The organism is Actinoalloteichus hoggarensis (assembly GCF_002234535.1).
Lineage (GTDB): Bacteria > Actinomycetota > Actinomycetes > Mycobacteriales > Pseudonocardiaceae > Actinoalloteichus_A > Actinoalloteichus_A hoggarensis.
Genome location: NZ_CP022521.1, coordinates 5,673,921 through 5,693,309 on the forward strand (window position 1 = coordinate 5,673,921; position 19,389 = coordinate 5,693,309).

The 19,389-nt window shown below is 72.3% G+C and carries 16 protein-coding genes; 11 read left to right on the forward strand and 5 right to left on the reverse strand.

Annotated elements, in window-relative coordinates; all coding sequences use genetic code 11:
- Positions 1 to 21: 21 nt before the first annotated feature.
- The gene (locus AHOG_RS24165; RefSeq protein ID WP_157737025.1) at positions 22 to 684 is read left to right on the forward strand and encodes a DUF3558 family protein; all 663 of its coding nucleotides are present in this window, start codon (positions 22 to 24) and stop codon (positions 682 to 684) included.
- Between the two features lie 133 nt (positions 685 to 817).
- On the opposite strand, the gene AHOG_RS24170 is transcribed toward AHOG_RS24165, so the two are convergent.
- From AHOG_RS24170 to AHOG_RS24180, 3 genes are all read right to left on the reverse strand, one after another.
- Entirely contained in the window at positions 818 to 1,975 is a 1,158-nt protein-coding gene (locus AHOG_RS24170; RefSeq protein WP_093943373.1) for an acyl-CoA dehydrogenase family protein, read from the reverse strand.
- A gap of 4 nt (positions 1,976 to 1,979) precedes the next feature.
- Positions 1,980 to 4,040 carry an acetyl/propionyl/methylcrotonyl-CoA carboxylase subunit alpha gene (locus AHOG_RS24175; protein ID WP_093943374.1) on the reverse strand — a complete coding sequence of 687 codons (2,061 nt, stop codon included), beginning with the start codon at positions 4,038 to 4,040 and terminating at the stop codon, positions 1,980 to 1,982.
- Between the two features lie 237 nt (positions 4,041 to 4,277).
- The gene (locus AHOG_RS24180) at positions 4,278 to 5,891 is read right to left on the reverse strand and encodes a carboxyl transferase domain-containing protein (RefSeq protein WP_093943375.1); all 1,614 of its coding nucleotides are present in this window, start codon (positions 5,889 to 5,891) and stop codon (positions 4,278 to 4,280) included.
- A 113-nt stretch (positions 5,892 to 6,004) separates the two neighbouring features.
- On the opposite strand from AHOG_RS24180, the gene AHOG_RS24185 reads away from it, so the two are divergent.
- The 7 genes from AHOG_RS24185 (at position 6,005) to AHOG_RS24215 (ending at position 11,605) form a co-directional block, all read left to right on the forward strand.
- Positions 6,005 to 6,625: an SACE_7040 family transcriptional regulator gene (locus AHOG_RS24185; protein ID WP_093943376.1), complete on the forward strand. Its 621-nt coding sequence runs from the start codon at positions 6,005 to 6,007 to the stop codon at positions 6,623 to 6,625.
- Positions 6,626 to 7,066: 441 nt separating this feature from the next.
- Positions 7,067 to 8,725: a hypothetical protein gene (locus AHOG_RS24190; RefSeq protein ID WP_157737026.1), complete on the forward strand. Its 1,659-nt coding sequence runs from the start codon at positions 7,067 to 7,069 to the stop codon at positions 8,723 to 8,725.
- Positions 8,726 to 9,090: 365 nt separating this feature from the next.
- Positions 9,091 to 9,363, forward strand: coding sequence for a hypothetical protein (locus tag AHOG_RS24195; protein ID WP_093944765.1), 273 nt, complete (start codon positions 9,091 to 9,093; stop codon positions 9,361 to 9,363).
- 224 nt (positions 9,364 to 9,587) lie between these two features.
- The gene (locus AHOG_RS24200) at positions 9,588 to 9,860 is read left to right on the forward strand and encodes a hypothetical protein (RefSeq protein WP_184451089.1); all 273 of its coding nucleotides are present in this window, start codon (positions 9,588 to 9,590) and stop codon (positions 9,858 to 9,860) included.
- 165 nt (positions 9,861 to 10,025) lie between these two features.
- A complete protein-coding gene (locus AHOG_RS24205; RefSeq protein WP_245856421.1) occupies positions 10,026 to 10,370 on the forward strand; it encodes a hypothetical protein in 345 nt (114 codons plus the stop codon).
- A 173-nt stretch (positions 10,371 to 10,543) separates the two neighbouring features.
- Positions 10,544 to 10,948, forward strand: a complete 405-nt coding sequence (gene cutA, locus AHOG_RS24210) for a divalent-cation tolerance protein CutA (protein WP_093943378.1) — start codon at positions 10,544 to 10,546, stop codon at positions 10,946 to 10,948.
- A gap of 231 nt (positions 10,949 to 11,179) precedes the next feature.
- Positions 11,180 to 11,605 carry an SSI family serine proteinase inhibitor gene (locus AHOG_RS24215; RefSeq protein ID WP_093943379.1) on the forward strand — a complete coding sequence of 142 codons (426 nt, stop codon included), beginning with the start codon at positions 11,180 to 11,182 and terminating at the stop codon, positions 11,603 to 11,605.
- Between the two features lie 452 nt (positions 11,606 to 12,057).
- Here the strand turns inward: AHOG_RS24215 and AHOG_RS24220 are convergent, their stop codons facing one another.
- Positions 12,058 to 13,218: an MFS transporter gene (locus AHOG_RS24220; protein WP_169725903.1), complete on the reverse strand. Its 1,161-nt coding sequence runs from the start codon at positions 13,216 to 13,218 to the stop codon at positions 12,058 to 12,060.
- Between the two features lie 95 nt (positions 13,219 to 13,313).
- On the opposite strand from AHOG_RS24220, the gene AHOG_RS24225 reads away from it, so the two are divergent.
- Positions 13,314 to 13,679, forward strand: coding sequence for a YidH family protein (locus AHOG_RS24225; RefSeq protein ID WP_245856422.1), 366 nt, complete (start codon positions 13,314 to 13,316; stop codon positions 13,677 to 13,679).
- Positions 13,676 to 14,008, forward strand: coding sequence for a YidH family protein (locus tag AHOG_RS24230; RefSeq protein ID WP_093943382.1), 333 nt, complete (start codon positions 13,676 to 13,678; stop codon positions 14,006 to 14,008). Before AHOG_RS24225 ends, AHOG_RS24230 begins: the two co-directional genes overlap by 4 nt.
- 486 nt (positions 14,009 to 14,494) lie before the next feature.
- Here the strand turns inward: AHOG_RS24230 and AHOG_RS24235 are convergent, their stop codons facing one another.
- Entirely contained in the window at positions 14,495 to 18,115 is a 3,621-nt protein-coding gene (locus AHOG_RS24235; protein WP_093943383.1) for an ATP-binding protein, read from the reverse strand.
- A gap of 134 nt (positions 18,116 to 18,249) precedes the next feature.
- On the opposite strand from AHOG_RS24235, the gene AHOG_RS24240 reads away from it, so the two are divergent.
- A complete protein-coding gene (locus tag AHOG_RS24240; protein ID WP_093943384.1) occupies positions 18,250 to 19,128 on the forward strand; it encodes an alpha/beta fold hydrolase in 879 nt (292 codons plus the stop codon).
- Positions 19,129 to 19,389 lie beyond the last annotated feature (261 nt).

Sequence of the window (19,389 nt, forward strand, 5' to 3'; positions counted from 1 at the left end):
GTGGTCACCAGGAGAGCGGCAGTGATACCGAGTAGGACTTCTCTGACGGCGGCAGGCCTGCTCGTCGTCGGAGCGCTCGTGCTGACGGGCTGCACCATCCCGCAGACCGGCCAGGCCAGCCCGGTCGAGAACTCGGCGCCGCCGCTCCCCGAGGTGGGCAACCTCCTGGAGCCGTCGGCGGAGCCCGCTGACCCGTCGGGCTCCACCGAGCCCTCCGACGGCGCCGAGGAGGAGACGTCCACCGACCCGCCCGCCGACCTGGAGCCCAACCCGAACCTCGAACGGACGTCGAGCTGTGACCTCGTCAGCGACGAGCTGATCGACGAGCTCGGGATGGCGGGCGACGCAGGCTACCGGGACGGCGCCGAGGGCCGGGGCGACTGCATCCTGATCGACCTGGCCTCGGATTACGAGAACGGCCTCGCCGTCTCCGTCGACCCCTATCGCGGGATCGACGAGTGGACGCTGGACGGCCTCATCGAGGCGTCTTCCACCGAGGTGGAGGGTCGGGCCGCCCGGCTGGTCCGTACCTCGGAGTCGATGTGCGCCATGGACATCGTCGTCACCGAGGACTCCAGCATCCGCGTCCTCGTCCTGCACCGCGACGTCGACCGGGCCTGCGAGCTGGCGCCGACGGCCGCCCAGCACGTGGTGCGCGCCGTGCCCGCCGAGGCCTTCGGCTGAGCCGACGAACCCGGCCTCCGCACCGGACGGACGACGTCCGGTGCGGCCTCGGGCGTCGACGAGGCGCCCCGCCGTAGCCAGGGTCGCCGGGACCGGACGGCGACGGGCTCCGTGACCACCGCGCCGTGACCGATCAGGCGGCCATCCCGAGTTCTCTGGCGATCAGCATCCGCTGCACCTCGGAGGTCCCCTCGCCGATCTCCAGGATCTTCGCGTCCCGGTAGAACCGGCCGACGGGCGTCTCGTTCATGAAGCCGTAGCCGCCGAAGATCTGGGTCGCCTCCCTGGCGTTGTCCATCGCCGCGTTGGAGCTGACCAGCTTCGCGACGGCCGCCTCCTTCTTGAACGGCTCGCCGTGCAGCATCCGCGACGCCGCGTGGTAGTAGGCCAGCCGAGCGGTGTGGGCCCGGACCTCCATGTCGGCGATCTTGAACTGGATGGCCTGATAGGCGCCGATGTTCCGGCCGAAGGCCTCCCGCTCGGCCGCGTAGCGCAGGCTCTCGTCCACACAACCCTGGGCGAGACCCACGCCGAGCGCGGCGATCGCGATCCGACCCTCGTCCAGGATGCGCAGGAACTGCGCATAGCCCCGGCCGCGCTCGCCCACCAGGTTCTCGGCGGGCACCCGGACGTCGACGAAGGACAGTTCGTGGGTGTCCGAGGCGTTCCAGCCCACCTTCGAGTACTTGCCCGCGACGGTGAGACCCGGCGTCCCGGCGGGCACCGCGATCGCGGAGATCTCCTTACGCCCGTCCTCGCGCCTGCCTGTCACCGCCGTGACGGTGACCAGCGACGTGAGGTCGGTGCCGGAGTTGGTGATGAAGGACTTGCTGCCGTTGATCACCCACTCCCCGCCGTCGAGCCGCGCGGTGGTCCTGGTCGCTCCGGCGTCCGACCCGCCGTCCGCCTCGGTGAGGCCGAAGGCGGCGAGCCTGCGTCCCGCGCACAGCTCGGGCAGCCAGCGCAGGCGCTGTTCCTCGGAGCCGAAGCGGTAGATCGGCATCGCCCCGAGCGACACCCCGGCCTCCAGGGTGATCGCCACCGACGAGTCCACCCTGGCCAGCTCCTCCAAGGCCAGGCAGAGCGCGAAGTAGTCGCCGCCCATCCCGCCGTAGGCCTCGGGGAACGGCAGCCCGAACAGCCCCATGTCCGCCATGCCCGCCACGATCGGGTAGGGGAACTCCTCACGCTCGTAGTAACCGCCGATCACCGGCGCGATCTCCGCGCGGGCGAACTCGGCCACCGTGGACCGCAGCGCCACGTACTCCTCGTCGAGCCGGTGATCGAGCATCGGGTCACTCCTTCTCAAGTGGTGCCCGGCCGGCTTCGACCGGGGTCACGACGGCGAGCGCCTCGTCGACGGCCACCTGCGATCCGGGACGGACCCGCAGGTCGTGGACCCGCCCCTCGACCGGGGCGACGACGGTGTGCTCCATCTTCATGGCCTCCACGATCAGCAGCGGCTGACCGGCCCGGACCTCGTCGCCCTCGACGACGGCCACCGACAGCACCGTGCCCGGCATGGGGCTGCGCACGATCGGATCGCCCGCCGCCGAGGAGCCCGCCGCGGCCGACGCCAACGGCGTGCGCTCGACCAGCGCCCACGCCCGGCCGCCGCTGCCCAGCCAGCAGACCTCGCCGCCGCGGGCCCGCCGATAGCGTCGGACTCGGCCGTCGTACTCGACGACCAGCTCGGTACCGTCCAGGCGCGCGGCGGCGGGAAGATCCGTGTTCTCCTCGGTGTGGTGAGCGTCCGTGTGGTCGGACGCGGCAGCGGCGCTCGTGCCGCCGGAGACCCGCACGAGGGCGGCCGCGGCGAGACCCCGCACGGTCACCTCGACCTCCTCGCCGCCCACCGGGCCGACCCACCAGCGTCGGGCCACGTGCCCACCCGCCCGCCACCCGTCCGGGACGTCCCACGGGTCCACGATCTCGCCCGCGGGCTCCGCCGCGAGCTGCCGTTCCAAGGCCGCCGCCGCCAAGACCTCGTCCGGCGGGCGATGCGCGACCAGCTCGGGGGCGACCCGCTCCACCAGCCCCGTGTCCAGCACGCCCTCCCGAACCTCGGGCCTGCCCAGCAGCGCCCGCAGGAAGGCCACGTTGGTCGTGACGCCGAGGACGCTCGTCCGGCCGAGCGCCGCGTCGAGCCTGCGCAGGGCGGTGCGGCGATCCGGGCCCCAGGCGATCACCTTCGCGAGCATCGGGTCGTAGTCCCCGCCGACCTCGGCTCCGATCCGGAGCCCGGAGTCCACCCGCACGCCCGCTCCGGCGGGTTCGACGAGGTCGAGCACCCGGCCGCCGGTCGGCAGGAATCCCCGGTCCGGGTCCTCGGCGTAGATCCGAGCCTCCACGGCGTGACCGTCCGGGCCGCCCGCCGCCAGGTCCGGGTCGAGCCGCTCACCCGCGGCCACCCTGAGCTGCCATTCGACCAGGTCCACGCCGGTGACCGCCTCGGTCACCGGATGCTCCACCTGGAGCCGGGTGTTCATCTCCAGGAAACTGCGGCCACGCCCCTCGACGTCGGTGATGAACTCCACCGTGCCCGCGCCCACGTAGCCGCAGGCCCGGGCGACGGCCACCGAGTCGGCCAGGAACTCCGTCCGGCCCGCCTCGTCGAGCAGCGGCGACGGCGCCTCCTCGATGATCTTCTGGTGCCTGCGCTGGAGGCTGCACTCCCGTTCGCCGAGCGCCAGCACCGTGCCGTGCCGATCGGCGAGCACCTGGACCTCCAGATGCCGGGGACGCTCGATGTAGCGCTCCACGAGCAGCGTGTCGTCGCCGAAGGCCGCGGCCGCCTCCCGTCGCGCGCCCTCGACGGCAGCCCGCAGTCCCGCCGCCGAGACGACCAGCCGCATTCCCTTGCCGCCGCCGCCCGCCGACGGCTTGAGCAGCACCGGGAAGCCCAGCTCGTGGACGGCGTCGATCAGCTCGTCGTCGGACATGCCCGGCTCGGTGCGGCCCGCCACGACCGGGACTCCGGCCGACGCGACGGCCTGCTTGGCGCGGATCTTGTCGCCCATCAGCTCGATCGCCTCGGGCGACGGCCCGATGAAGACCAGCCCCGCCGCGGCGCAGGCCCGCGCGAAGTCGGCGTTCTCGGCGAGGAAGCCGTAGCCGGGATGGACGGCCTGCGCGCCGGAGCGGACGGCCGCCGCCACGACGGCCTCGATGTTCAGATAGCTCTCGGCCGCCGAGGCGGGGCCCAGGCGCAGCGCGAGATCCACCGCGCCGACGTGCCGCGCCTGCGCGTCGGCGTCGCTGTAGACGCCGATCGAGAAGACGCCGAGGTCGGCGAGCGTGCGGGCCACCCGCACGGCGATCTCACCCCGATTGGCGATCAGCACGGACTCGAACACGTGGGTCTCCTCCTGTCCTGGGCGGGCGGTGCTTCGTGGAGCCGGGCAGGCACCGACCCGGGGGGCAGACGGGCCGCCGGAACCGGCGGGCGCACCGGCGGCGAGCCGACTCGTCCGCGGCGAGTCCCGCGCCGGCAGGCAGTCACCCCCACGCCGGGAGTGCGGCCGTCGCCCCACTCCTCCTGCACGGCGGCGCCCCTCGTCCCGCCCGGCGAGGGCGTCGCCCGAGACACGTCGTCACATCCGGAAGACGCCGTAGTTCACCGGCTCCAACGGTGCGTTCGCCGCCGCCGACACGGCCAGTCCGAGCACGGTGCGGGTGTCCACGGGGTCGATCACACCGTCGTCCCACAGTCGGGCGGTCGCGTAATAGGGGTCGCCCTGCTCCTCGTACCGCGCGCGGATCGGCGCCTTGAAGGTCTCCTCGTCCTCGTCCGACCAGTCCTCGTCCCGAGCCGCCAGCTGATCCCGCCGGACGGTGGCCAGCACCGAGGCGGCCTGTTCGCCGCCCATCACCGAGATCCTGGCGTTCGGCCACATCCACAGGAACCGGGGAGAGAACGCCCGGCCGCACATGCTGTAGTTGCCCGCGCCGAACGAGCCGCCGATGACGACCGTGAACTTCGGCACCCGCGCGCAGGCGACGGCGGTGACCATCTTCGCGCCGTGTTTGGCGATGCCGCCCGCCTCGTACTCCCTGCCGACCATGAAGCCGCTGATGTTCTGGAGGAAGACCAGCGGTATGGAACGTCGGTCGCACAACTCGATGAAATGCGCGCCCTTCACCGCCGACTCGCCGAACAGGATGCCGTTGTTGGCGATTACCCCGACCGGATGGCCGTGGATGCGGGCGAAGCCGGTCACCAGCGTCGGGCCGTAGTCGCGTTTGAACTCCGCGAACCGACTGCCGTCGACGACCCTGGCGATCACCTCGCGGACGTCATAGGGCGTCCGCGGGTCGACGGGCACCATCCCGTACAGCTCGGCCGGGTCGACGGCAGGCTCCTCGACGGCGGCCGTCTCCCAGGGGCGCGGCGCCTTCGGCCCGAGGGTGGACACGATCGACCGCAGGATGCGCAGGGCATGGGCGTCGTCGTCGGCGAGATGGTCGGTGACGCCCGAGACCCGCGAGTGGAGGTCGCCGCCGCCGAGCTCCTCCGAGGTGACCACCTCACCGGTGGCGGCCTTCACCAGCGGAGGACCACCCAGGAAGATGGTTCCCTGACCCCGGACGATGACGTTCTCATCACTCATCGCGGGCACGTAGGCGCCGCCCGCCGTGCAGGAGCCGAGCACGGCGGAGAGCTGCGGGATGCCCTGTGCGGACATCGTGGCCTGGTTGTAGAAGATCCGCCCGAAGTGCTCGCGATCCGGGAAGACCTCGTCCTGTCGCGGTAGGAAGGCGCCGCCGGAGTCGACCAGGTACACGCAGGGCAGCCGGTTGTGCAGGGCCACCTCCTGGGCGCGCAGATGCTTCTTGACCGTCATCGGGTAGTAGGTGCCGCCCTTGACGGTGGCGTCGTTGGCGACCACCACGCATTCCCGACCCTCGATCCGCCCGACGCCTGCGATGAGGCCCGCTCCGGGCGCGTCGTCCTCATACAGCCCCGTGGCGGCCAGCGGCGATAGCTCCAGGAATCGGGAGCCGGGGTCGAGCAGCGTGTCGACCCTGTCGCGTGGCAGCAGCTTCCCGCGCTCGAGGTGCCGGGTCCTCGCCCGTTCCGGCCCGCCCTTCGCCGCCGCCGACAATCTCCGGTTCAGGCCTTCGACCAGCGCCGTGTGCGCCGCGACGTTGCGCTGGAACGCGGCAGCGGTCGGATCGCAGGCGCTGGACAACGCCGGTGCGTCCACGGTTCGCCTCCTCGATCGGCCCGCGGCGAGCCGAGACGCCGACGGGATGTTAATCATCACTAACCTTCGCCGGATGTTAACGGTCGCTAACTCGCCCCGTCTAGTCTGATCCGATGCACCAGATTCCGGCGGAGGAGCGACCGGCGCCGCGACGACGGACCTCGGCTCGACGTCAGGAGATTCTGGACGCCGCGGCCGAGCTTTTCGCCGCCCGCGGATATCACGGCGTGTCCATCGAGGACCTCGGTCGCGCGGTGGGCGTCTCCGGGCCCGCGCTCTACCGGCACTTCCGCAACAAGGAGGCGGTGCTCGGCGAGATGCTGCTGGCCGTCAGCGAACGCCTGCTGGCGGAGGGCGGCGCCCGCGTCGCCGAGGCGGTCGACGCCCGCGCTGCCCTGGACGCCCTCATCGCCTGGCATGTCGACTTCGCGCTCGGCAGGCCCGCGTTGATCACCGTCCATGATCGGGAGCTCGACAACGTCCCGGAGGAGCAGCGTCGGACGGTGCGCAGGCTGCAACGCCGCTACGTCGAGGAATGGGTCACCGTGCTGGCCCGACTGTCACCGGGGACGGACCGCGGCAGGCTGCTGGCGGCCACCCATGCGACCTTCGGTCTGCTCAACTCCACGCCGCACAGCGCGACGGGCGTCGACCTGCCCACCATGCGGTCCCTGCTGTCGGCGATGGCCCACGCGGCGTTGGCCGCGGCCTGCGGCCCTGGCGACGGCGGCTGACGACGCCGGCCGAACCTGCGTCGGACGCCCCCGCCCGTGTGTGGGGCGCCGCCGGTTCCGGCCGCCTCGGCCGGTGGCGTGCGCGGTCGCGATGCCGATCTCATCGGACACGCGCCGCCGCGCGGCGGCCAGGATTCCCCGGCCCTGCGGTATCCCCTCCGAGATCACCGAATCGAGCCAAAGACGCAACTCGTCCGAGTGGATTTGCCGGTCGGGACCGCCGATTCGGCCGCCATCGGGTCGATCATGCCCCGAGAACGTGTGGTGCCCGGTGGCGGGCGCTCCGGCTGCCTCGACGGCCAGACCGACTCCTCCCCCGCCTGGCACCGGCGACTGCCAACTCCACGCGGACTCTCGGAGCCCGCATCCCCGTCTGAGTCGTCGGCCGACGCGATCGGGCAGACCGCACGACTCCCGCACGACATCAAGGAGACAGTCACCTTGCCTTCCAAGACCTCGCGCACTCTGCAGGCCGCAGTGATGGCCGCGGGCTTCGCCGCGATGGGCGCGGGCGCCGCCATGGCCACGGAGTCCGACAGCCGAACCGCCCTGCCGGAGAGGCCCCAGGACATCGGCGCCGAACTGCCGCTGCACAGCTGCCAGTCGCTCGCCTACCAGTACGCGGGCAGCGAGATCGTGCCCTGCGCGGACATCACCGCCAAGGCGGGTGTCCGCAACGTGCTGGCGCAGCCCGCCTACACCGTGGAGGGCACGGCGCTGGCTCTGGCGGACCAGTTCGTGACCCCCGGCCCCCTGTTGGACGTCGACCGGGTCAACCGGCTCAGCGGCGCGGTGGGCCACGAGGTGGACGAGATCACCGACCTCCAGACGACCCGTCCGGACATCTCGCTGGACGTCGCGCCCGGCAACACGGGCGTACTGGACGAGGGCAGCCGCGACTCGCTGCTGCAGACCCGGATCTGGGAGCGTCCGGAGAATCACTCCGGCTTCTCCGCGGCCGACACCGCCCTGGAGGTGAACGCCGTCCGCGGCTACACCATCGGCCAGCCGGTCGAGGCGAACGGTCTCACCCGGCCGGTCACCGCAGCGGTGAGCCAGACACCGCTGAACTCGGCTCCGACACTGCCCGAGACCGCCGAGCTTCCCCTCGTCGGTCCGCTGGCCGACCGGGCACTCGACCAGGTCACCGCCGATCTCGACTCGACCCGTCAGGCCGACCCGCTCGGCGAGGTCACCGACACGGTCGGCGCGATGACCAGCAACCTGAACCTGGAGGGCGACAGCGCCCTCGGCGGCCTGACCGCGCAGCCCGCCGCAGGCGCCACGACTCCTCGCGACCAGGAGGGCGGTCTCGGCAACCTCGGCGTCGCCACGCCGGTCGGCGCTCTCACCGACGCCCTGCTCGCGCCCCAGCCGAAGCCCGGCTCGGTCCAGCCGACTCCGGGAGCGCCCACTGTCCCCGGATCCGCCGCCGAACCGGCGCGGTCCCCGCAGCCCTCGGCCGACCCGGTGAGCGACCTGCTCGACCAGACCGGCATCGACCCGGCCGCGCTGCTCGGCGGGCTGACGGGGCAGGAAGCGCCGAGCACGCTGCCCGCACCGGCGGGCCCGCCGGTCACCGACGCCGTCCAGGGCGTCGCCGACGGCGCCCGTGCACTGTCGCTGAACGAGACCCTCACCGAGGCGAAGCTCGAACCGACCGCTCTGCTCGGCGGGCTCGGCGGCCTCGGCGGCCTCGCGGGCGACGGACGTCCGACCACGCTGCCCGCGCCCGCGGAGAGTCCGGTCGCCGACCAGGGTCGGACCCTTCCCCTCGCGGGCGCCCTCGACCAGGCGAGCGACCTGATCAGCACGAACCCGGTCGGCGGCCTGGTGGGCAACATGAACTCCCCGCAGAGCCAGCAGGCCGCCCCGGCAGCCGCGCCGGAGCCGACCGTCGAGTACCACGTTCGAGACCAGAACAAGCAGCCCGAGATCAACGCGCTGCGCGGCACCGGGCTCGGCGAGCTGTTCGGGGGCGAGCTGACACTGCCCGCCAAGTCCGAAACCCCGCAGGCGCAGCCCGCGCCCGCGGCGTCGCCCGCCGCCGATCAGCTCGGTGGGCTTACCCAGACGCTGACCGGCACGCTCCCTCTCTGATCCTCTCCGTCTCGCAGGCCGCCGAGTCGGCAGGCCCGTGAGGCGTCGGTCCGCGCGACCGAGCCGCGGCACGCCGCGACATATCCGCATATCACCATTCCAGGGGTACACCGTTTCGGTGTACCCCTGGAATGGTTTCTCCGCGACCGTTCATCGCGTTCCCTCGACCCCACCCATAGCCAGGACGCCGACGCCCCGCAAAGCGGTTCAAAGCTGATTCACTCTATGAGGTGTAAATAGGCTTATCAGCCCCTGAACGGTCAATATCGGGGGGTTGATGGGGCAGAATGCTCATTGCACTCGCCGCCGGATGACTCCGCGGAAAGTGCTTCTTGTCAAAGATGCAACGACGGAAGGCACACACCGTGCGTACCTCTACCCGCCTCGCAGGCGCCACCGCCGCAGCCGCACTGGGCGCGCTGGCCTTCGGTGGTCCCGCGTTCGCCGACTCGATCGACAACGACGGCGTCAACGCGATCAACGACAACAACATCAGCGCCGTGCCGGTGCAGCTCTGCGGCAACAACGTCGCCATCCTCATCGGGGTCGTCGTCCCGGTGCTCTCGCCGCAGATCAGCGACTGCACCAACGCGCCCATCACCGACGACATCAGCAACAAGGTCGTCATCGACGACTGATCCTCGTCACGCATCACCTTGCGGTGCGGGCGGGCGGCTCGCCGATTCCGGCTGACCCCGCCGCCGCGCCGATCACGATCCGAAACACCCCGGGCGACGACGGCTGAGAGACATTCGACTCGCCGTCAGACGCCTCTCTGCACAGCAACCGTCCGCGGCCGGGCGACGATCACGACTCGCCCGGCCGCGGACCAACCCTGATCAACCTGAGAAAGGTGTCTCCCATGCGTACCTCCGCGCGCGTCCTGACCGCCGCCGCAGGCGCCACCCTCGGCGCGATGATGCTGGGTGCGCCCGCGTTCGCCGACACCATCGACAGCGACGGCGTCAACGCGGTCAACGACAACAACATCAGCGCCGTGCCGATCCAGGCCTGCGGCAACAACGTCGCCGCCGTCATCGGCGTCATCATCCCGCTGCTCTCGCCGCAGATCAGCGACTGCACCAACGCGCCCATCACCGACGACATCGGCAACAAGGTCGTCATCCACGACTGAGCTCGTCTCGTCGGATCGGGGAGTGCGCCTTGGACGCACTCCCCTCGGTCGGGTAGCCCCTGACCACTTCTGAGGCATGACCCTTCCTGGACACCGGCATCCCGCGGGGCTTCCGCCACGCGCGCCGGCCGCCCTTCACACTCTTGTTTCTGAAAGGTGCTCACCATGCGTACTTCCGCACGGATCGTCAGTGCCGCGGCCGGCGCCGCACTCGGTGTCCTGTCGCTCGGCGGCGGGGCGGCCTTCGCCGACTCGATCGACAACGACGGCGTCAACGCGATCAACGACAACAACATCAGCGCCGTGCCGGTGCAGCTCTGCGGCAACAACGTCGCCGCCGTCATCGGCGTCATCATCCCGCTGCTCTCGCCGCAGATCAACGACTGCACCAACGCGCCCATCACCGACGACATCGGCAACACGACCGTGATCGTCGACGACCACGGCAAGAAGCACCACCACGGCCACCACGGCCAGTCGGGCAAGGGTGCGCCGCACGCCGGTCTCTGACGTTTGATGACGCCGACGGCGTCGTCCGTCGGACATCGACGAACCACCCGGTAGGGCGCCGGATCGACACTCGATCCGGCGCCCTGCCGCTGTCCTGCGCTGTCGGATACGGCGTTCGCTTGGTAGGAAGAGGGGCCCTGGCGAACCGCGAACCCGGAAGCGAGTTGAGCCCGATGTCGATACCCGAGCCCGCCTCCCCCTCGACCACGGTCTCCCCCGACGCACGTGCCGTCGCGACTCCGGATGACGCGGAGTCGTCGGTGTACTGCCAGGTCGTGACGACCATCGACAGCCAGGAGAAGGCCGACCGGCTCGCGGCCGGGATCATCGAGGCCAGGCTCGCAGGCTGTGTTCAGATCGTGGGGCCCGTCCGCAGTGTCTATCGCTGGAACAACCAGGTCTCCTTCGACGAGGAGTGGCAGTGCGTCATCAAGACGACCACGGCGCGACTGGACGCGGTGACGGCGCATATCCGCGCGCAGCACGACTATCAGGTGCCCGAGATCATCGCGACGCCGATCATCGGCGGGGACGAGGACTATCTGGACTGGCTGAGCGCTGAGACGACCGCGCTCTGATCCACGCCCGCACCGATGCCGATTCTTCGTGACCATAAAACACGTTCGGGTGATCACCACTCGGCTATCTCAGGGTGATCACACCGCAATACTCGACACACTGGGTTGATATCCACTATCGAGTGATACCTGATACGGCAAAAATTGTCGCGCCCCTGGCGACGAGCACGATCAACCGGGTAGACCCTTCGTACCCCGTCAGTGTGATCTGTTCCCAGGAGGATCTCAACCATGTCTTGGCATCACCTCGTCACGAGCGCGATGTTCGCCGCTTCCGTGCTGACCGGCGCCACCGACCTGAGCGGGGGCGAGCCGGCGGCGGTCGCGACCGAGGCGCAGACCCCCACCACCCTGACTCTGACGATCAGTCAGGACCCGCTCCTCGCGGATCAGGACACCGACGGACACCGCAGCGCGGTGCTCACCTGCGATCCGGACGGAGGCGACCACCCCGACCCCGCCCGGGCGTGCAGCGACCTGAAGCTCGTGGGCGACCGGTTCGAGGGCATCGCCAACCAGGAGATCTGCACGATGATCTACCAGCCGCACACCGTGACCGCGACGGGCACGGTGGAGGGCAGGCCGGTCGCGATCGAACGCACGTACTCGAACAAGTGCGTGCTGGCCGCCGAGACCGGTGAGATCTTCGCGTTCTGACGCGGCAGACGCATCGATCGCGTCCTCGGGCGGTCTCCACGTCGGAGACCGCCCGACGGCGTCTCCGCCACCGGCCCGGGCCCGCACGCCGACAGGCGGTGCGGAGGAGGCAGGACCCCCGCCGAAGCGTCCGGCTGGGGCGGCAGGTCGAAGTGAAGGACGCGGGCCGTCGGGTCTCCCGCGCGAAGGCCGAGGGTGGCAGGTCCGGGGCGGTGAGCGGTGCGGGAAACGCCTTCACCGCGGCCCACGAGATCTTCTCCGGCGATGGTGCGTCCGGACCGCGGCAAAGCCCTTCGGCGGCGTGACCGTGATGCGGCGGTCGCCGACCGGGGCCCTGCGGCGCTGTGGCGACGGGCGGGCTTGGGCGAGACCGACCCCACCGTGATGCGGGTCGGAACACGGCGGGGCAGGGCGGCGGGGCACGGCGGGGCAGGCCCGGCCGCGAGTCGCCCTCAGCGCGCCGCGCGATCGCGGACCGCGCCGCCGACCGTCGCCAACAGCAGCGCCGCCGCCACGGCGAACCCCGCGGCGAAGCCGGCGTACTGCACGACGATCCCGATCATCGCGGCGCCGAGGCCGGTTCCCGCGTCGAACGCGATGTTCCACTGCGTGCTCACCGCGCCGAATCCCTGCCGGTCGACCCGATGGAACATGACGACCAGCGTCGCGTTCTGCGCCACCCCGAACCCGAGCCCGAAGAGCACCATGCCGATCAGCAGCGACGAGGGGCCTGCCCACGCCGTCACGGCGAGCCCGGACACCCCGGCGACCACGGCGGGCAGCAGCAGGCGCCCGTTGCCGAACCGATCGCCGATCAGCCCTGCCGCCCAACGCGAGCCCGCGGCGCACACCTGCTGGACGAGCAGAGCCAAGGAGGCCAGGCCCACGACCTCGCCCGCCGAGAGCGGAACGAAGGTGACCACGGCACCCGACGCCAGCGAGAACGCGAGCAGGATTTGGAAGGGGCGCCGCAGGCCGCCGTCGAGCAGGCCGCGCAGCACGCCTCCGCGGCGCGGGTCGACGACGGGCGCGGGCGCGCGCATCGCGGGAAGAGCGGCCAGCGACAGCAACGGCAGCACGGCCGCCACGAGGAACACCGAGGCGTACCCGACCTCGTCGGCCAGCCAGACGCCCAGCGGCAGGCCGGCGATGCCTGCGATGCCCACGGCACCGCCGTACAGGCCCGCGCCCTGCCCTCGGCGCGACGGCGGCACCAGCTCGGCGACGAGCGCCGAGAAGGCCACGGTCACGATGCCGAAACCGAGCCCGCGTACCGCCGAGACGAGCAGGATGACGCCGAGTGCGTCGGAGAGCGTCAGCACCGCGGTCGGCGCACCGAGCAGCACGGCACCCGCCGCGAGCATCCGCCGGTAACCGAAGCGCGCCATCAGGCGCGGCATGAACAGCTGTAGGACGACGGTGGCGAGCATGAACACGCCTGTTCCCGTCCCCGCGCCGAACGGACCGGCCCCGCCCTCGGTCGCATACCGCGGGATCACCGACAGCAGTAGGAAGAAGCTCGGGAAGACCGCCAGCGTGCCCGCCAACAGCCAGACGAGCGAAGGACTCCAGACGCTCGGGGCGCGTTCCGGCCCGCTGACCTCGTGACTCACTGCCGCCACGCTAGCCGACCCGCCGCTGCCACCACGCAGGACCCTGGGCCGCCATGCAGGGCGCGCGATCGGCCGACGGCGTTACCGTGACTCGCGTGGGACGACAGCGTCGGCGATGGCCGCGCCGGGTGTACGGGGTCGGCGAGGAGCCCGATCCTCGGTTCAGCCTGGCCAATGAGCGCACCTTCCTCGCCTGGCTGCGCACCGCGATGGCCTTGACCGCGGGCGGCGTCGGACTGGACGTCCTGGCGCCGCAGAAGACGTCATACCTGGTACTGGCCGTGGGACTCGTGTTGACGGGGATGGCGATGAGCGTGTTCGGGCTGTCCCGTTGGATGGCGGCCGAACGGGCCTTGCGGACCGGTTCCCCGCTGCCCGCGTTGTCGGCGGGCGCGCTGCTGGTGGGGGTGACCCTGCTCTTCGGGCTGTTCATCGTCGTCGTGCTGGTGACGAACCGATGACGACGAACGGCCGGGACGCGGTGTGGGATCTCGCCCAGGCCGAGCGGACGGCGCTGTCCTGGCGCCGCACCGCGTTGGCCTTCGTGATCCTGGCGCTGGCCCTGGTCCGGCTCGTGGCGGGCGTCGGCGTGCCCGCGGCGTCGGTCCTGGCGGTACTGTGCGCGGCCGGAGTGGGCGGGCTGCTGATGCTGACGCTGCGGCGGTACCGCCGGACGACGGAGCGACTGCACCGGTCCGAGCCGCTGCCCAGCGGCAGGCTTCCGCTGCTGTTCACGCTCGCGACGGTGCTCCTCGGAATGCTCGCGCTCGGCTGGGTCATCCTGGTCTGACTCCGGGGGCGGCTCCCGGTCTCCGCTCCAGAGGGCGCCGCCCCGGGCCCACGCCGCTGCCGATCGCGGATGCCCGCGCACCCCCTGCGGCGGGAACCGCAGGCGGGCCGCCGCGGACAGACACCTTGCGGCGCCGACCGGCGGCGATCACGGTCGGGCGGGCGTTCGCACCCCGCCAGGCGACGAGGCGGCGCGCCGGTCGCGGGCTGCGTCGGGTGGCCGTCGCACACACCGGCAGCGGCGTGCGACGCTCGCCGGAGCCGACCCGGTGTGGTGATCCGCGACCTGTCTGCCGGGACGCTGCCGCCCGCGGGCTTCGACGTCGCGACGCGGCCAGGCTCATTTCGCCCTCGGGATCGCTGTCAGGGGCTGCGCCCGATCGGCCGGTGTCGCCCCACGGTCGCCTGCTGCGCGTGGGAGCCCGCCCCCGTCCTCGGCTCGCGCGACGGCGTGGCCCGCAGACCTCGGTGGCGACGCTCGACCGGCTCAGGCCTCGGCGCCGAGACGGTTCAGGGCTTCGCGGGCGGCAGCGGCGAATCGCGGGGATCGCGCCAGATCCGCGATCGTCCGAGCCTGTCGGTAGTGGTCGGCCGCCTGCTCGGTGTCGCCCAACGCGGCCGCCAGGTCACCGAGATGCTGGGCGACGGGACCGAGGGTGAGGAGGCCGCTGCCCGCACCGGCGAGCTCCCCGGCGGCCGGGAGGAGACGTTCATAGAGCCGGGTCATCGTCGCGCGGTCGCCCGTGCGAATCGCGATCATGGCGTGCAGGCAGGTGCGTGCCTCGAAGAGCAGGTCACGCGGCGAGTCCGGCACACTGCCCGCGGCATCGAGCGGCAGGACGCCGCCGGTCCGCGCGTGGCAGGTCGACGACCGCATCCCGGCCCCGTTCTCCGCTCCCGCCCCGCACGTCGCCCCCTCAGCTCCCGTCGGCCCAGGGCCCCCTTCCGATCCAGACCCGTTCCACCTCGCAGGCCGATCGGCGAGGGCGATCAGCGGTCGAGCCCAGTCCGCATAGGAACCCCAGTCCGCGTCGACGAGGTCCGGCGGAATCCCGGGTGCGTGGAGGCTGAGCCTGGCCAACGAGAGGATGCCCTCCGTCAGTCCTGGCATCCCGGTGCCCGCCGATCGGTTCTCGGCGGCTCGGTAGGCGGCCTCGGCCTCGTCCACCCCGCCGGTCACCGCGAGCCGCAGCGCGGCATACCACCGGGTGAACACGCCGACGAGCGGCAGCTCGTAGCGTTCGGCGAGGCGATCGACCTCGGCGGCATGCACGTCGGCGGCGCCGAAGTCGGCGAGCGCGGCCCGGGCCTGCAGGAGGATCAGCCTGCCCAGCACCGCGAAGGTGATCAGCCCCTGGTGGCGCGCGGCCAGGTCGAGCAGCTCCTCGCCGATCTCGACGCGGTACGGGGCGAGCCCGGCACGGTGGAAGGACTGCATGAACCGCCCGTTGAGGGCGTAGGCGAGCAGTGCGGGGTCGCCGAGTCGGCGGGCGATCGCCTCAGCCTCCCGCGCCGCCTCAGGTCCACGGGAACCGGTGTCGGCGCGGCGCTCCATCGCGATGGTGATCAGCAGTCGGGCTCGGTCGCTCGCCCGGCAGGCGGGCAGTGCGGACAGCGTGCGCTCGGCGGCGGATGCGAGGAACGCCGACAGTGCCGGATCGTCGTTGGCCGTCCAGATCGCGGGCACGTCGAACGAGCCGATCACTTCGGCGGTCAGCAGCGGGTCGCCGATCCGCTCCGCCATCTCGGTGGCCTCGGCCCGATGTCGGCGAGCGGCATCCAGGTCGCCCACCACCGCCAGCGCCGTGACCAGGCCCATGACCGCCGTGAGGCGATCGCGTGGATCGCGGCCGGCTCGGTCCAGGGCGGTGATCGTCCGCCGCCACCAGCGGGCCGCCTCATGCGGCACCAGCCGTTCCTCCGCCCGCAGCGCGGCGGCACGGGCGTACCGGGCGGTGCGGGCCCCGGAAGCCCGGCCGCCTGCCCGCAGAAGGTGCTCGGCGATCGTCTCCACCGCATCGGGGTGGGCGGCCTCGATGATCTCGGCGACCGCGGCGTGCCAGGCGGCCCGGCGGGCCAGCGGCACGTCCTCGTACAGCGCCTCGCGGACCAGCGCGTGCGCGAACCACACTCGGTCGGCGTCCTGTTCGTTCAGGAAGCCGGCCGCGAGCGCCGACTCGACAGCGTCCAGCACCGCCCGCTCATCGCCCACGAGGGCGGTCAACACCTCGAGATCGACCTCCAGGCCGAGGATCGCGGCCTGCCGCAGCACGGTCCGCGCCGTCTCGGGAAGTCGGGTCAGTCGATGCCGGATGACGTCCCGCACGCCGACGGGCACCCCGACCGCCGCCCGCTGCCCCGCGTCCACGTCGTCACCCGACGGCCCGGCGGCATCGCCCTCCCACAGCCGGATGAGTTCACGGACGAAGAAGGGATTCCCCGCGCTGCGCCGATGGATCAGTCGTACATCGCGGCGCGAGGGCTCGCGGTCGGCGACGGACGAGATCAGCTCCCCTACCTGTGGTTCGGTCAGTCCACCCAGGTACAGACGGGTCGGCTCGCCGCGGGCGGCACGCCCCAGGGCCTCGGTCAGGGCACCGGTGAGCTCGGTGGACCGGTACGTGCCGACGAACAACACCGAACCCGGCCTCGGGTCGGCCGCGACGGCGGTCAGCAGGGCGAGGGTCTCCTCGTCCGCCCAGTGCAGGTCGTCGAAGACGATCAGGACCGGGGTGTCCTCGGCGATGCGGGTCACGCCGGCGACGACGGCGCGGTGGCGGTGGAAGCGCGCCGCGACGGGATCCCCGACGGAGGGCGCGCTCGGGGCGGCCTCGCGCACGGCGGCGACATCGGCGGCGGCGCGTCCTGCCCACGCGAGGCGAGGTTCGGCGGGGTCGTGCGCGAACGGCGATTCGGTGAGTGGTGATTCGGTCGTCGGCGGCTCGGCGAACGCCGCGCCGTACCCCGCCTCGACCAGGTTCGCGTGCACCTGAGTCCACGGCCAGGCCGCGGGTGCGCCGCGGAGTTCGGGGACCGAGCTCCAGGCGACGGCCCAGCCGGACCCGCGCAGGCGATCCGCGAGCATCCGGGCCAGCGCGGTCTTGCCCGAACCCGCCTCACCGGACAGCAGCACGAGGCCCGGCAGGCCGGTCTCCACGACGGACGTCGAGACCGCCGCCAGCTCGGTCAGCTCGGCGGTGCGGCCGACGAACGGGCGTGGGGCGGCGGGGGCTCCGCCGATGGACGGCGAGGTGGCGGGCTCGACGGCCGATGACGCCGGGCGGTCGACGCCGTCCTCGGCGAGACGCTCCGGCTGCCGGGATCGCCACGTGGGGCCGGGTCGGGCGTCGAGGTGCGGGGACTGTGCGAGGACGTCCGACTCCAGCCGTCGCAGTTCCGTACCGGGGTCGACGCCGAGTTCCGAGCGCAGCACCTCGCGAGCTCGACGCAGCACGGCCAGCGCGTCGCCCTGCCGCCCGACTCGGTACAACGCCAGCGCGAGCAGCCGCCAGCCGTCTTCCCGCAGCGGGTGCTCCCCGACGTGCGCCTCCAGATCCGGCACCGCGTCGGCCGCCCGCCCCGAGGCCACGGCCGCCTCGGCACGACGGAGAACGGCCAGCAGGCGCAGCTCCTCGAGTCGGCTCGCCGCGCCGCGTGCCCAGTCCAGCTCGGCGAACTCGGCGTACGCGGCCCCACGCCACAGCCCGAGCCCCTCGTCCAGCAGGGCATGCGCCGCCTCGGCGCGGCCCTCGGCGAGCAGCGTGGCGGATGCGGCGACCGCGTTCTCGAAGCGCCCGGCGTCCACCGCCGACGGCTCGACCCGCAGCGCATAACCGGGCGACGCGGTGACCAGCAGTCGAGACGGCGTGCGGGCGGGCCGCTGGGGCTCCAGGGATTTGCGCAGGGCGGCGACGAAGGTCTGGACGGCGCCGAGCGCCCCGGCGGGCGGCTGTGTCCAGAGGTCGTCGATGAGTCGGGTGACCGGGACCGTCCGGCCGCCTGCGACGAGCAGCCTGGCCAGCACCGCCCGATGCCGAGGCCCGCGGAGGTCGACGGGCCCCTGTCGGTTCGCCGCCTCCAACGGGCCGAGCACTCCGAAAGTCACCATCGCCGCCCAACCTAACCGTCCGACGGTGCCTCGGCGCCGCGGCGAAGCGGCTGCTGATCGCCGGCTGACCAGGTGCTGATCGGAGCCCGCGACGGTGGCCTCGTCCTGGACACGAACCGGAGAGGAGTATCGACATGGCACCGGAGATCACCGGTTTCACCCGGCGGCGGGTGACCGTCGCCGACGGGGTGGCGCTCAACGTCGCCGTGGGCGGCTCGGGCAGCCCCGTCGTCCTGCTGCACGGCTTCCCGCAGACCCACCTGATGTGGCGGCACGTCGCCGCCGACCTGGCGGCCGACCACACGGTGATCTGCCCCGACCTGCGGGGATACGGCGACAGTGACAAGCCCGTCGACACCGACGGCCTGACCTACTCCAAGCGCACGATGGCCGCGGACGTCGTCTCGCTGGCGAGGGCGCTCGGACATGAGCGGTTCGCCCTCGCGGGTCACGATCGCGGGGCGCTGGTCGCCGTGCGCGCCGGACTGGATCACGCGGACGCGGTCACTCGGCTGGCCGTGCTGGACGTCCTGCCGACGCTGGACATGTGGGACGTCATGCACGGCGTGTCCGCCGCCGTCGGCTTCCACCTCTACCTGATGGCACAGCGGCCCGGGCTTCCGGAGGCGTTGATCAGCGGCGCGCCGGACGCCTTCTTCGGGCACTTCCTGGATGTGTGGTCCACTGATCCGGCGGCCGTCCCCGCCGAGATTCGCGCGGCCTACCTGGCCGCGTCCCGGGCCGCGATTCCCTCCATCGTCGCCGACTATCGAGCCTCCGCGACCATCGACGTCGACCACGACGAGGTCGACCGCGAAGCGGGGAATCGGCTGCGGATGCCGGTGACCGTGCTGCAACAGGACTGGGGATCGGAACTGGGCTACGACGCGGTCACCCGATGGCGGGCCTGGGCCGAGGATCTGACACACCAGACGGTGTCCTGCGGTCACTTCATGGCCGAAGAGGGGCCCGCCCAGGTGATCGGGGCCTTGCGCGACCTGCTCGCCAGGTGACCGTCGCAGGCGACGAGACGGCCCGTCCGACGGCTCGACGACGGGCTGCCGGGCGATGCCCGGCACAGACACCCCGCCGGACGGACCCTCCTCGATGACGTGGTCGGTGATCGTTCGGCCGACGGCGGATCCGGAGGCCGCCGGACCGCCCGAACAGGCGCAGGAGACGGCCCGCACGCGGCCACGCCGGCCTGGCGGGTCGGACCGAGGGCCGGTCGCCTCGCCACGTCACGCCGGTCGGGGCAGCCGTGCCGGGGCGGG

Coding starts and splice junctions, on each gene's coding strand:
- cutA (WP_093943378.1), top strand. CDS start 10,544: ATGTCGATACCCGAGCCCGCCTCCCCCTCGACCACGGTCTCCCCCGAC.
- AHOG_RS24185 (WP_093943376.1), top strand. CDS start 6,005: ATGCACCAGATTCCGGCGGAGGAGCGACCGGCGCCGCGACGACGGACC.
- AHOG_RS24170 (WP_093943373.1), bottom strand. CDS start 1,975: ATGCTCGATCACCGGCTCGACGAGGAGTACGTGGCGCTGCGGTCCACG.
- AHOG_RS24200 (WP_184451089.1), top strand. CDS start 9,588: ATGCGTACCTCCGCGCGCGTCCTGACCGCCGCCGCAGGCGCCACCCTC.
- AHOG_RS24215 (WP_093943379.1), top strand. CDS start 11,180: ATGTCTTGGCATCACCTCGTCACGAGCGCGATGTTCGCCGCTTCCGTG.
- AHOG_RS24230 (WP_093943382.1), top strand. CDS start 13,676: ATGACGACGAACGGCCGGGACGCGGTGTGGGATCTCGCCCAGGCCGAG.
- AHOG_RS24240 (WP_093943384.1), top strand. CDS start 18,250: ATGGCACCGGAGATCACCGGTTTCACCCGGCGGCGGGTGACCGTCGCC.
- AHOG_RS24205 (WP_245856421.1), top strand. CDS start 10,026: ATGCGTACTTCCGCACGGATCGTCAGTGCCGCGGCCGGCGCCGCACTC.
- AHOG_RS24235 (WP_093943383.1), bottom strand. CDS start 18,115: ATGGTGACTTTCGGAGTGCTCGGCCCGTTGGAGGCGGCGAACCGACAG.